The organism is Streptomyces sp. NPDC031340 (assembly GCF_055569945.1).
Genome location: NZ_JBVIIE010000059.1, coordinates 18,561 through 31,419, shown reverse-complemented (window position 1 = coordinate 31,419; position 12,859 = coordinate 18,561). Strand labels below are relative to the sequence as shown.

General features: G+C 73.4%; 9 protein-coding genes. 5 read left to right on the top strand and 4 right to left on the bottom strand.

The features are described from left to right. The first annotated feature begins 41 nt into the window (after positions 1 to 41). Positions 42 to 1,358, top strand: coding sequence for a ricin-type beta-trefoil lectin domain protein (locus ACZ5GT_RS33410; RefSeq protein WP_469033896.1), 1,317 nt, complete (start codon positions 42 to 44; stop codon positions 1,356 to 1,358). Positions 1,359 to 1,410: 52 nt separating this feature from the next. Continuing rightward, positions 1,411 to 2,670 carry a phenylacetate--CoA ligase family protein gene (locus ACZ5GT_RS33405; RefSeq protein ID WP_469033894.1) on the top strand — a complete coding sequence of 420 codons (1,260 nt, stop codon included), beginning with the start codon at positions 1,411 to 1,413 and terminating at the stop codon, positions 2,668 to 2,670. A gap of 189 nt (positions 2,671 to 2,859) precedes the next feature. On the opposite strand, the gene ACZ5GT_RS33400 is transcribed toward ACZ5GT_RS33405, so the two are convergent. From ACZ5GT_RS33400 to eccD, 3 genes are all read right to left on the bottom strand, one after another. After that, the gene (locus ACZ5GT_RS33400; RefSeq protein WP_469033891.1) at positions 2,860 to 3,255 is read right to left on the bottom strand and encodes an XRE family transcriptional regulator; all 396 of its coding nucleotides are present in this window, start codon (positions 3,253 to 3,255) and stop codon (positions 2,860 to 2,862) included. Between the two features lie 331 nt (positions 3,256 to 3,586). Then, positions 3,587 to 5,092, bottom strand: a complete 1,506-nt coding sequence (eccB, locus tag ACZ5GT_RS33395) for a type VII secretion protein EccB (protein WP_469033889.1) — start codon at positions 5,090 to 5,092, stop codon at positions 3,587 to 3,589. Between the two features lie 233 nt (positions 5,093 to 5,325). After that, on the bottom strand, positions 5,326 to 6,726 hold the full coding sequence (gene eccD / locus ACZ5GT_RS33390; protein ID WP_469033887.1) for a type VII secretion integral membrane protein EccD: 1,401 nt from the start codon (positions 6,724 to 6,726) through the stop codon (positions 5,326 to 5,328). 205 nt (positions 6,727 to 6,931) lie between these two features. On the opposite strand from eccD, the gene eccCa reads away from it, so the two are divergent. Next, on the top strand, positions 6,932 to 10,885 hold the full coding sequence (gene eccCa, locus ACZ5GT_RS33385) for a type VII secretion protein EccCa (RefSeq protein ID WP_469033902.1): 3,954 nt from the start codon (positions 6,932 to 6,934) through the stop codon (positions 10,883 to 10,885). 61 nt (positions 10,886 to 10,946) lie between these two features. On the opposite strand, the gene ACZ5GT_RS33380 is transcribed toward eccCa, so the two are convergent. Next, a complete protein-coding gene (locus ACZ5GT_RS33380; protein ID WP_469033885.1) occupies positions 10,947 to 11,588 on the bottom strand; it encodes an MBL fold metallo-hydrolase in 642 nt (213 codons plus the stop codon). Positions 11,589 to 11,660: 72 nt separating this feature from the next. On the opposite strand from ACZ5GT_RS33380, the gene ACZ5GT_RS33375 reads away from it, so the two are divergent. Continuing rightward, positions 11,661 to 12,161, top strand: a complete 501-nt coding sequence (locus ACZ5GT_RS33375; protein WP_469033881.1) for a MarR family winged helix-turn-helix transcriptional regulator — start codon at positions 11,661 to 11,663, stop codon at positions 12,159 to 12,161. Then, positions 12,158 to 12,814, top strand: coding sequence for a fumarylacetoacetate hydrolase family protein (locus ACZ5GT_RS33370; RefSeq protein ID WP_469033879.1), 657 nt, complete (start codon positions 12,158 to 12,160; stop codon positions 12,812 to 12,814). The genes ACZ5GT_RS33375 and ACZ5GT_RS33370 overlap by 4 nt, the downstream gene beginning before the upstream one ends. The last annotated feature ends 45 nt before the right edge of the window (positions 12,815 to 12,859 follow it).

The window sequence follows — 12,859 nt, the reverse complement described above, 5'->3', positions numbered from 1 at the left end:
CGCACCCTCCACACCGTCCCTGTCCTACCCGAGAAGGAAACATGACCCCTTCGCAGCCCCAGGAACCGCAGAGAACCCCTGACCGGCCCGGCACCCCGGCACAGGGACCGGACGCCGCCGCGGCCGGGACCGCCGAGGCCGTTGAGCCGGCCGGGGCCGCGTCGCCCTCGTCGGCCCCGGCCGCTCCGGCCACCCCGGAGGAGCCGGCGGAACTGTCGGAGCCGGCCACCGTCGCCCTCCCCGGTCCCGAGCCCGCGGCACACGGCGCGTCCGGTCAGGCCCTGCTCCCCGAGGCCACCGGCGGGGCTGTGGGCGAGGCCGCGGAGGAGCCGGAGACGGAAGCTGCCGGTGCCGGCGCCGGCGCCGCTCCCGAGGCCGGCACCGCGGAAGCGGGGACCGCCGCCGCGGCCGGCGGCGAGGAGCCGGAGGAGGCCGAGGCGGCCCCCGCGGGGATGCCCGAGCCGGCGCCCGCCGCCCCTGCGGGACGGCCGCACAAAAGCATGCTGGCCGGAGCCGCCATGGTCGGGGCGCTGCTGCTGGCCGTACCGTTCCTGGTGGGCGGCGATGACGACGGCAGCCGCACCCAGGCGGCCGGAGCGACCCCCGGTACCGTGCTCGGAGGCCCCGGCGAGGACGGTTACGGTGCCATCGGATCGGCGTCCCCGACCACCGGAGCCGGACCCGCAACGCGCGGCACGTCCGGCAAGGACTCCGGGTCGCACGACGCCGGGCGCCCGGACACGCACGCCCAGGCCGACGAGGTCACGTCCACCGGCGGAAAGGGCGCGCAGGGCGGCGACAGCGGCAACGGCGCCAAGCACACGAGCACCGGGAAGACCACCAGTCACACGACGGGCGGCCAGGCCGGCGGCTCCACGTCCGGGAAGACGGACACCACCAAGACGTCCTCGGACAAGACGTCGTCCGGCACGACCGACAAGAAGACGTCGTCCGGCGGCGGTTCGTCGACCACGACCCCCGGCGTCTCCATCCGGAGCTACGCCTCCGGCCGCTGCATCGACGTCACGGGCTCCGGGGGCGACGGCACACCGCTGCAGATCTGGGACTGCACCGGCGCCTCGCAGCAGACCTGGCGGTTCATGGCGGACGGCACGGTCCGGGCCCTCGGCCTGTGCATGGACGTCGCCTGGGGCGCGACCGGCAACGGCGCGGTGATCCAACTGGCCAGGTGCAGCGGCAACCCCGCCCAGCAGTTCCGGCTCAACGCCGCGCACGACCTGGTCAACCCGCGGGCGGACAAGTGCGTCGACGTGAAGGACCGCGGCACCGGCAACGGCACCCGGCTGCAGCTGTGGGACTGCAACGGCGGAAGCAACCAGAAGTGGAGCGCGGGCTGACCGGCCGGACGCTCCGATGCCCTCGCTGACAACGCCCGAGTAAAGGAACGACATGACCGCGTCGCAGCTGCGGGAACTCGTCGAGTTCGCCCGCCGCAACTCCCCCTACTACCGGGACCTCTATGCGCAGGTGAAGACGGACGGGAACCTGCGCCTGGAGGATCTGCCCGTCATCGACCACTCAGGCTTCTGGGCGGCCAACACCACCCACGGCAACCGGGTGCTGACCAGCCGCCAGCTGGAGGGCGTCGTGTTCCGGACGGGCGGGACCACCAGCCGTCCCAAGCTCACCGTCTTCACCCGTGCCGAACTGCACGCCATGGCGCGGCTGTGGGCGGACGGATGCACGGCGGCCGGCCTGCGTCCCGGCGACCGCGTCGCCAACCTCTTCTACGCCGGCGAGCTCTACGCGAGCTTCCTGTTCAACACGCTCGCCCTCCAGGAAGCCTCCGTCCCCGCCGTCCACCTGCCGATCGCGGGCAGCCCCTCACCCGAGGTCGTGGCGGAGACGATGGCGGAACAGCAGGCGACCGTCGTGCTGGCCACGCCCACGACCCTCGCCCGCGTCGCGGCACACTTCGTCGCCCGAGGGGAGACGCTGGCGTCCGTCCGCCTCTTCCTGTTCAGCGGTGAGGCCTTCCACGAGGATCAGCGGCCTCTGCTCACGAAGGCGTTCCCCCACGCGGACATCCGCTCGCTGGGGTACGCGTCCGTGGACGCCGGTGTCCTCGCCGCCCCGGTCGAGGGCGAGCCGGACACGCGGGTGCACCGCGTGCACCGGCCGCACAAACTGGTGGAGATCGTCGACGAGCACACCGGCGAACCGATCCGTGAGCCGGGCCGGCCGGGACTGGTGCTGGCGACCGATCTGGTCAGGCGCCTGATGCCGGTCATCCGCTATCCCGTGGGAGACGTGGCGGAGTGGGTGGACCACGCGGACGGGCGTTTCCGCCTGCTGGGGCGCTCCGAAACCGGCGCGAGGGTCGGACCGATGACCGTCTACCTGGAGGATCTGCGGGCCGTGGTCGACGAGGTGTCGGGCGAGCAGCTGATCTCGGGTATGCAGGCGGTGCAGCGGCGCCGCGACTCCAAGGACGAGCTGGTCCTGCGGATCGCCGGTGAGATCCAGGACCCCGAGCGGTTCGCCGACCAGGTCGTCTCCCGCTTCGGCGAACTCCGCCCGGCCTTCGGTGAGCACGTCGAAGCGGGAATGATCCACCCGCTGACGGTCGAGCACGTTCCGCTGGAACAGCTCGCCGTCAACCCGCGCAGCGGCAAGCTCGTCCGACTGCTCGACCAGCGTTCCGGCTGAGCGGGCCACGCCGACCTCCTGGCGTCACCTCGATGACGCCAGGAGGTGTACGGCCGTCTCCGGCACCGCGAGCCGAGCACTCCGCAGAGCGCCCCGCCGGGCCACCGTGCGGCCCAACGGCCCGGCGGCCCGGCGCCCCGGCGGCCTTACGACCGGTCAGCGGCCGGTCAGCGACCTGTCAACGGCAGGTCAGCGGGCCGGGCCGGGGTCCAGGGCCGGGTCGTCCATCGGGGCGCACAGCACCGTCACCTCCTCCAGCTGACGGAAGGAGATGTTCAGCGCGTGCAGAAGGGCGAGGGTCTGGAGGAAATTCCCCGGCCACTCGTTCTTTTCCTCGGCCCTCGCGTAGTCGTGGACCTGCATTCCGATGTCGCGGGCCAGCCTCGCCACGGTGAATTGCCGGGCGAGCCGCAACTCCGCCAGGGTGCGGGGCTGCGCTATTCCCATCAATTCGGTGGTCCGGCACCACAGCACATCCGCCAGAGCGAACAGTTCGCCCTCGGTGGGGCGGTGAGTTCCGCGCTCCCAGGCGGCGACCGTGTCGGTGTCGACGGGAGCGCCGACCAATTTCATCTGCCGTGCCACGTCGAGCGTTGAAATACCTAAGCACTGCCGCGCGGAGACGGCGGCTGCCGGACGGAAGGGAGGCCGATCCATTACTCGGTCTTTCCTTAGTGTGCGGGGGGTGGGGGGTTGTGCTCACGGGTGTCACGTGGTTGCCGGACCCCTGGGCGCACCGTCGACCACGACGTCGTCCGCGCTCAGTGAACCGCCGGGGGGAGGAACCTGCACGAGAGTAGGGCCCAACCGACGTGAGAACGCTCTCAATTGAGGGACATCTGAGCTATTGGTCCTACAGACTCTGCACGTTCGTACACCCCGGTGCCGTCCCCGGCGCGCGTGACGCCGCGGCCGCTCACCGGTCTCCGGGGCCGGAATCACGCGTCTTCCCGCAGGCGGGAGGAGTGATCCCGGTCCGCTCGCCGACCGCCGCGGCCCGGGGGTCCAGGTCCGGTCCCGACCGCAGCATGGACAGCAGCGGAGAGGGCAGCGTGACCGCGTCCCCGTCCGCGTATCCCAGCGCCTTCAGCGCGTCACCGGAGGTCACCCGGTACTTCACGCCGTCCTCGGCCACCAAGTACGTCGTGCCGCCCACCGCCGTGCCGCCCGCGCCCAGCGTGCGCACCAGGGCCGCGTGGCCCGGCCGGACCACGACGGTGTCCACCGGCAGGCACGCCTCCGCCGACTCGCCGGGCGCCGACTGGGCCGCGGGGGCCAGCCCGTCCCGGGTCGCCAGGACGGTGCTGACGCGCACCACCCCGTCCACCGCCTGCACCCGGGCGCATGCCGTGAGACCGTCCGGCACGTCGGCCACCCGGGGCGGGGAGTCCGGGAGCCCCGCGGAGTCGGCGGACCCGGACGACCGGGCGCCGGGGGCGAGGTGGTCCCGGAGCACGTCCGCGCCCAGCGGCTCGGCCTTCGGAGAGCGGCCGCCGTAGGCCTTCTCCCGGGTCGCCGGATCCCCGAGGACCAGCGCCGCCCCGGTGGCCGTGAGCGGGGTCAGGCCGTCCTTCCGCAGCAGGTAGTACTTGGCCTCCGAGCCGGGCACCCGCACCACGTACACCCGGCCCACGGTGCCGCGTTCGCCGCCCAGCGACGGCCCGGCGTCGCCCCGGCCCGGCACGGCGGGCGGGGCGAGGTCGGGGCCGGGGACCATGGCGTCCAGGAACGCGGCGGACACCGGGCGCGGTGTGACGGAGCCGTAGCCCAGGGAGACGGCCGCGCCGGAGGCCCGGTCCAGCCGGAGCCGGCTGCCCCGCCAGACCAGGTAGGCCGTCTTGTCCGGACCGCTCACCAGGAGCGCCTGGTCGTCGGCCATCGGCCGGCTCGGCACGGGGGCGCCGGCGACGAGGGTGGTGACCGTGGCGGAGCCGGAGCCGGAGCCGGAGCCGGCGGACCGGGGGGCCGAGCAGACGTGCCAGGCGCCGCCGTCCAGGTCCTTCGCGCCCGGCACGGAGTCCGGGGCCCCCGGTATGCCGACCGGGGTTCCGACGGGCGTGCCGCGCAGCGAGGCGGCGCGCACATCGGTGGTCTTCAGGTCGCCCGCGCCGATCAGCAGGGCGGAGGCGTAGTTCCGCACCGGCCTGAGCCGGCCGTCGAGGTACAGGTAGCGGCCGCCGGTGTCCCGGTTGACGATCAGGGTGTCCGAGGCCCGCCACGAGTCGTCGCCGCCAGGCGAGATCAGCCCGTACACCACCGCGCCGGCGCCGACGAGCGCGGCGACGAGGACACCGACGGCCGCGCCCCGCGTGGTGCGGGCCAGCGGGCTCTCCGGGGCGTCCGGATCGGCGAGCAGCATTCCGGAGGTGAGCCTGCCGATGGCGAAGGCATGGGCCTGGACCTGGTCGCGCTTGGACTGCATGGGATGGAGTGCCCTTTCCGTTCTCTGTGCGGTTCGGCCGTCTTCGGCGAGGGAGCGGACGCCGCCTTCGGCGACGTACCGGGTGGTGGCGGCTGCCCGACAGGCGGCCGGCCGGACGTACGAGCGCGCGCGGCCCGCCGGACGTGCGCGGCGGCCCCTGCCGGGGCGTCCGCGGCGGCCGGCCGGGCGTGCGCGGCGGTCAGCCGGACGCGCCCGTCGGGCGTGCGCGGTGGTCAGCCGCCCAGGGCCCGGAGGGCGCCGAAGACTCCGAGCACCCACAGCGTCAGCGGCAGCAGGGCGATCGCCAGCAGCGACTGCAGCAGTTCCGCCGCGCGGCCCCAGTACGGCAGCATCCGCCGGCCCGGCACCGTCCAGGAGGCGACGGCCAGCACCGCGGCCAGCGCCAGGAGCCCCGCCACCAGCCCCGGGCGGTCGGCCGGGGAGAGCCGTGCCGCGGCGGCGACGACCAGCAGGAACCCTCCCCACAGGCCCGGGACGACCAGCGCCAGCCGCTGCCACACGTTGACCATGCCGCGGCCGTGCAGCAACAGCAGCAGCGACAGCACGACCCCGGTCAGCACCGCCGGCAGGCCGGACTGCCGGGCGAGGGCGGCCAGGCAGCCGGCGCAGACGGCGCCGGTCGCCGCGTACAGGGCGGTCATCCAGGCGCCGGCGAGTTCGGTCCGGGTGGCGACGTCGCCGCCGTCGTAGGGGTCGATGCCCTCCTGCAACTGCTGCGCGCTGGTGGGCAGCGGGGGCATCCGCAGGCCGGCGAGGCGGAAGGACAGGGTGGGGACGAAGGCGCCCACGATCACGGCCACCGCGGCCATCGCGGCGCCCGCGCCGTCCACCGGTACGCCGGCGACGCTCACCAGGGCCCCCGCGCCGGCGGAGGCGACCGCCACCACGGCCGTCGCTATGAAGAGCGGGGTGTACACGGCCGTAGCGGCCACCGCCAGCGTCGCCCCGCCGGCGGCCGTCGCGCCCGCGGCCAGCAGCCGCGCGCCGAGGACGTGGTGCGCGTGCGGGCCGGAGAGGTCACCGCCGGGCAGCAGCCAGCCGGCCAGTGCCAGGGAGGGCACCGCCAGCAGGCCGAGGGTCGCGCCCGCCGCCGCGTCCCCCACCGCACGGCTGGCCGAAGCCGCCCCGGCCAGCAGCAGCAGACCGGCCACGGCGGCGGTCACCGCACGGGCGGCGACCGGCCCGCCGGGCCAGGCCAGCACCCCCAGCGCGGTGAGCACGCAGACCGCCACGGCCGCGCGGAACAGCCGGCGGCCGGCCTCCGGACCCCAGCCGTGCAGCCGTTCGCGGGTGACCTCGGCGATCCCGTCGACGAGGTCGTCCAGCCGCACCTCGGGCAGCGCGTCGGCGTGCGGACGCAGGTGGAGCACCTCGCCGTCCTTCAGGTCGAGCGACTCCAGGGTGGCCTCGTCGTCCAGCGGAGCCCCGCCCAGCCGTTGCAGCACCCAGCCCCCGTGCTCCAGGCCGTTCTCCTCCAGTTCCTCGCCGGAGTAGCGCAGTACGGCGGGCAGCAGATCGGCGACGGGGACGTCGGCGGGGACGGCCAGGTCGATGGTCCTGGCCGGGGCACGGACGGTGAGGTGGCACAGCGACGCCACCGGGCTGTCAGTCATTTGAGGGCCACGCTTCCCAGGAATGTCATCGGCGTACTTGGTATTGGCAGTTGAACGGATGCAGACTACTGACACCCCGAAGCATTCGTGAACGCCCCGGGTATTCAGCGCTCTTGGTCCGGTCCATGAGTAGCGCGCCACGGTTAGGAGCCAGTTCTTGAGTGTCGTCCTATTCCGCCGCCCGGCCCGCAGGCGCGGGCCGGAAATGCCCGAGGGCGAATTGGCCCTCCAGGAGCCGCCGACCCTGCCGGAAACGGTTCCGGACAATTCGGCGGTCTGGACCTACCTGCCGATGGGCATGATGTCCGCCTCCATGATGCTGGCGTTCCTGCGCCCCGGCGGAAGCGGGGGCGCGCTGATGTACGTGGCGCTGGGCGTCATGGTCCTCGGCTCCGCCCTGATGGTGGTCGGCCAGGTGATGCGCAGGAGCGGCGAGCGCAAACAGCGGCTGCGCGGCGAGCGCCGGGACTACCTGCGCTACCTGTCGCAGACCCGGCGCAAGGTCCACCGGGCGGTCGTCGAGCAGCAGTTGGCCCTCGCCTGGCGTCATCCCGAGCCCAGGACCCTGCGTTCCATGGTGCGGACCACCCGGCTGTGGGAACGGCGCACCCGGGACGAGGACTTCGCCGAGGTGCGGGTGGCCGTCGGGGACCAGCAGCTGGCGATGCGGCTGGCTCCGGTGTCCGCCAAGCCGGTGGAGGACCTCGACCCGATGTGCGCGCACGCGCTGCGCCGGTTCATGCGGGCCTACAGCACGGTGCCCGAGCAGCCGATCGCGCTGTACCTGCGCTCCTGGGCCCGGGTGCTGCTGCGCGGCGACGAGGCGGCGGTACGCGGCCTGGTGCGGGCCGCGCTGTGCCAGCTCGCGGTGTTCCACGCCCCGGAGGACCTGTGGATCGCGCTGTGCGTCAGTGACGAGCGGCGCGCGGAGTGGGACTGGGTCAAGTGGCTGCCGCACAACCTGCACCCGTACGAGCAGGACGGCGCCGGGCCCACCCGCATGGTGGCCGGCGACCTGAACGGCCTGGAGGACCTGCTCGGCGTGGAGTTCACCGAGCGGCCCGCCTTCGACCCGGACGCGGTTCCCGGCCGTGACGAGCCGTTCACCGTGCTCGTGGTGGACGGCGGCCGGGTACCCGCCGGGCACCGGCTCGACGGCAACGGCCTGCGCAACGTCGTCGTGCTCGACCTGTCGGAGACGCTGCGGTGGCGGCCGGGACGCACCACGCTGCGGCTGGACGTGCGGCCGGACGGGATGCGGCTGGTGCGCACCGACCGCAGCCGCAAGGAGCAGTCGACGCTGCTGGGCCGCCCCGACGCGGTCGGCACGGCCGGCGCCCGGGCGCTGGCCCGGATGCTCGCGCCGTACCGGATGAACCTGACCGCCGAGGCCGCCGAGCCGCTGTCCACGGACACGGAGCTGACCACCTTGCTCGGCATCTCCGACCTGCGGCGCCACGACGCGGCGGCGCTGTGGCGGCGCAGCACGGGCGCGGCCCGGCTGCGTGTTCCGGTCGCGGTGGGCGCCGACGGGGCCCCGGTCGAACTGGACATCAAGGAGTCGGCGCAGGGCGGCATGGGCCCGCACGGCATGCTGATCGGCGCGACCGGCTCGGGCAAGAGCGAGCTGCTGCGCACCCTGGTGGTGGCGCTCGCGCTGACCAACTCCTCGGAGACGCTGAACTTCGTCCTGGTGGACTTCAAGGGCGGGGCCACCTTCCTCGGCCTGGAGGAGCTGCCGCACACCTCGGCGGTGATCACCAACCTGGCGGACGAGGCGGCGCTGGTGGAGCGCATGCGGGACGCCGTCCACGGTGAGCTGATACGACGTCAGGAGCTGCTGCGGGCGGCCGGCAACTACACCTCCGCGCTGGACTACGAGAAGGCCCGCGCCTCGGGAACGCCCCTGGCGCCGCTGCCGAGCCTGTTCATCGTGGTCGACGAGTTCAGCGAACTGCTGGCCGCGCACCGGGACTTCATGGACCTGTTCGTGATGATCGGCCGGCTGGGCCGGTCCCTCGGTGTGCACCTGCTGCTGGCCTCGCAGCGCCTGGACGAGGGACGCATGCACCAGCTGGAGAGCCACCTGTCGTACCGCATCGGTCTGCGCACCTTCTCGGCCATGGAGAGCCGTGGGGTGCTCGGGGTCCCGGACGCCTACCAGCTGCCGTCCCAGCCGGGCGCCGGGTTCCTGAAGAGCGGCGTGGAGGCGCTGACCCGGTTCCGGGCGGCGTACGTGTCGGGGGCGTACCGGTCGCGCGGGGGCGCGGTGGTGCGGGCCCGGGTCGCCAGCCAGGTGGTGCCGTGGACCGCGGACTACGTGGTGCCGCGCTCACCGGCCGCGCTGCCCGAGCCGGAGCCGGAGGCGGCGGCGGAGGAGGAGGACGAGAACGCGCCCTCGCTGCTGTCGGTGGCCGTGGAGCGGCTGCGGGACGCCGGCCCGCCGGCGCTCCAGGTGTGGCTGCCGCCGCTCGACCTGCCGCCCACCCTCGACGGACTGCTGCCCGGCCTGTCGGAGGACCCCGAACGCGGTCTGGTCTGCGCCGCCTGGCCGGGAGTCGGCCGGCTGCGGGTACCGGTGGGTGTGGTGGACAAGCCGTTCGAGCAGCGGCGTGACCCGCTCGTGGTGGACCTGTCCGGAAGCGGCGGGCACATCGCGGTGGCGGGCGGTTCGCAGAGCGGCAAGTCGACAGTGCTGCGCTCCCTGATCGCCGCTCTGGCGCTCACCCACACCCCGCGCGAGGTGCAGTTCTACTGCCTGGACCTGGGGGGCGGAACGCTGGCCGGGCTGGCCGGGCTGCCGCACGTCGGCGGCGTGGCGAACCGGCTCGACACCGAGCGGGTGGGCCGTACGGTGGCCGAGGTGAACACCCTGCTCAACCAGCGTGAGCAGTTCTTCCTCGACCACAGCATCGACTCGATGGCGACCTACCGCAGGCGCCGCGCGGCCGGCGAGTTCGCGGACCAGCCGCACGGCGACGTCTTCCTGGTGGTGGACGGCTGGGGCACCCTGCGTCAGGACTTCGACGCGCTGCTCCCCACCCTCAACCAGATCGCCGCGCGCGGCCTGAACTACGGCGTCCACCTGGCCGTCGCCACGGCGCGCTGGCTGGAACTGTCCCCCCAGGTGCGCGACCAGGCGGCGACCCGGCTGGAGCTGCGGCTGGGCGACGCCATGGACTCGGTGGTGGACATCCGCAAGGCCGGGACCGTGCCGCGCAGCCCGGGACGCGGCCTGACGACGGACGGCAAGCTGCACTTCCTGGCGGCGCTGCCGCGTATCGACGGCCGGGAGAGCGCCGACGACCTCACCGAGGGGGTGGCCGATCTGGTGGAACGGGTCGCCGGGTGCTGGCCGGGCCCGCCCGCGCCGCCCGTGCGGACGCTGCCGCACCGGCTGTCCGTCTCCGAGCTGCCGGAACCGGAGCTGGCCGAGGGACTGCGGGTCCCGCTGGGACTCGACGAGGAGACCATGTCGCCGGTGTGGCACGACTTCAGCCGTACGCCGCACCTGATCGGCATCGGCGACACGGAGAGCGGCAAGACCAACCTGCTGCGGCTGGTCGCCTCGGCGGTCACCGCCCGCTACAGCCCGAGCGAGGCCCGCATCCTGGTGGTGGACTACCGCCGCACGCTGGTCGAGGCGGTGCCGGAGGAGTACCGCCTCGGGCACGCGGTGTCGATGGACGCCCTGCGGGAACTGGTGGACGGCTCGGCCCGGGCCATCGCGACCCGGGTCCCCGGGCCGGACATCAGCCCCAGCCGGATGCGCCTGGCGGACTGGTGGACGGGGCCCCGGCTGTTCGTGCTCGTCGACGACTACGACATGGTCGGCGGCGGCTTCTCCGTGGGCCACCCCTTCGACCCGCTGTCCGGCCATCTGACCCTGGGTCACGAGGTGGGCCTGCACGTGGTGGTGATGCGGTCCGCGACCGGCGCGGGCCGCGGCCTGAACGACCCGCTGCTCAGGCGCCTGGACGAGGCCAACACGCCGGCGCTGCTGATGTCCTGCCCGCCGTCGGAGGGGTACCTGTTCGGCACCGTCAAGCCGCGCAACCTGCCGGCCGGCCGGGCCCAGTACATCGCCCGCCGCAAGGCCGTCCTCATGCAGACCGCACTGCTCGACGACCCGAACGGCGAGGACCCGGCCGGGGCGTGACTCCGGGCCGGTGAGGGGCGACCGCGCGGCTGCGCGGCCGCCCCTCCGGACACACCAAGGCTCATACCGCGACGGTCTCTCCGATCGGCACGATCGCGAGGGGTACTTCGGTGAGCATCTCCGGGCTCAGGAAGCGGGCGGTCGACTGCTGTCCGATCGGGCCGAGCATGACCTCATGGATCTGGATCAGGTTGTCGGGCGCGACCTCTCTGACGTAGTCGGCCGCCTCGCCGAGCTTTGTCCAGGGCCCGCTCGTGGGCAGCAGCAGGGTGTCGACGGGGGCGTCCGGGACGTGGTAGGCGTCTCCGGGGTGGTAGAGGCGGCCGTCGACGAGGTAGCCGACGTTGGCCACGCGCGGGATGTCGCGGTGGATGGAAGCGTGCAGGTCACCGAAGACCGAGACGTCGAAACCGGCGACTGCGACGTCGTCCCCCGCGGCCACGACGGTGACCTGGCCGCGGCGGGCCGACCACCGTTCGACCACCGACGCCGGTCCGTACACCCGCAGCTCGGGCCTGGTCTCCAGCGACCTTGCGATCAGCTCCTCGTCGAAGTGGTCGAAGTGCTCGTGGGTGATCAACACGGCATCGGCGGCCGCCACCGCCTGCGCGGCGTCGGGGGTGAAAGTGCCCGGATCGATGACGATCCGCGCGTCCTCCTTGGCCACGGTCACGCAGGCATGCGCGTGCTTGGTCAGCTTCATCAGAACTTCCCTTCCGCCATATGTACAGCCTGGACTGTACAGCTTCTCCTGTATTCCCGATAGCATGACCGCATGCCCAAGCAGCCCGAAGAGCCCGAAGAGCCCGTACCCTCGCCCGACCGCCTCGCGGACGCCTTGAGAACCACGGTCGGCGCCCTCGTCCGTGCCACGCGGTCCTCCGACCGCCTCGCCTCGATCCCGGCGACGGTCCTGGACCTGCTCGACCGGCAGGGACCGATGACCACGGCCGACCTCGCGGCCAGCCGAGGAGTGCGCCACCAGACGATGGCCGCCACCGTGAAGGAGCTCACCGAGGCCGGCTTCCTGGCCGTCGGCCCCGACCCGGCCGACGCACGCAAGAGGATCCTCACGTTGACCCAGGAGGGGATGAACGCGATCGAAGCCGACCGCTCCGACCGCGTCAGCCTGCTCGCCCGGACCATCGCCGACGGCCTGACCGACGACGAGCAGCGCCTCCTGGCCCATGCCCTGCCCGTGCTCGACCGCATCGTGGCGAGGATCGCCCGGAGCAGCCCGACGGACGACCGCGGTCCCGTCACCGGGGCCTGGTGATTCCCACGGACACCCGCGTCGCGCCGGGCTTCCGTCCGGGGAAGATCATCGGGGTCGGCCTGAACTACGCCGGCCATGCGGCCCAGGTCGGACGCCCGGCACCCCGAAGGCCGCAGATCTTCCTCAAGGCGCCCAGCGCTGTCATCGGCAACGGCCGGGCCATCGTGCTGCCCGCCGAATCCGCACGGGTCGAGCACGAGGCAGAACTCGCCGTCGTGATCGGCCGGACGATGCGCCGCGTGACCGCCCGCGGCGCGCTCGAAGGAATCGCGGGGTACTGCTGCGCCAACGATGTGACCGCCCGAGACGTCCAGCACTTCGACGGATTGCCGGACTACGCCAAGTCCTTCGACACCTTCTGCCCACTCGGGCCGATCGTCCCCGCATCCCGCGTCGACCCACACGACCTGCGGATCGAATGCCTGGTCAACGGCAGGCTGCGGCAAAATGCCAGGACCTCGGACATGCTGACGCCGATCGCGGACCTCGTCGCCCACATCTCCGCAGCCATGACGCTGCAACCCGGAGACGTCGTGCTGACCGGCACACCCGCAGGAACCGGACCGCTCGAGGCGGGCGACGCGGTCACCGTGACGATCGAACGCCTCGGCTCGCTCACCAACCCCGTCACAGCCGAGGCCGCGAGTCCATGAAGCCACCGCTGTTCGACGCGCGTCCGGGGCGCCCGTCGCCGGGCG

Coding starts and splice junctions, on each gene's coding strand:
- ACZ5GT_RS33410 (WP_469033896.1), top strand. CDS start 42: ATGACCCCTTCGCAGCCCCAGGAACCGCAGAGAACCCCTGACCGGCCC.
- ACZ5GT_RS33405 (WP_469033894.1), top strand. CDS start 1,411: ATGACCGCGTCGCAGCTGCGGGAACTCGTCGAGTTCGCCCGCCGCAAC.
- eccB (WP_469033889.1), bottom strand. CDS start 5,092: ATGCAGTCCAAGCGCGACCAGGTCCAGGCCCATGCCTTCGCCATCGGC.
- eccD (WP_469033887.1), bottom strand. CDS start 6,726: ATGACTGACAGCCCGGTGGCGTCGCTGTGCCACCTCACCGTCCGTGCC.
- eccCa (WP_469033902.1), top strand. CDS start 6,932: ATGCCCGAGGGCGAATTGGCCCTCCAGGAGCCGCCGACCCTGCCGGAA.
- ACZ5GT_RS33380 (WP_469033885.1), bottom strand. CDS start 11,588: ATGAAGCTGACCAAGCACGCGCATGCCTGCGTGACCGTGGCCAAGGAG.
- ACZ5GT_RS33375 (WP_469033881.1), top strand. CDS start 11,661: ATGCCCAAGCAGCCCGAAGAGCCCGAAGAGCCCGTACCCTCGCCCGAC.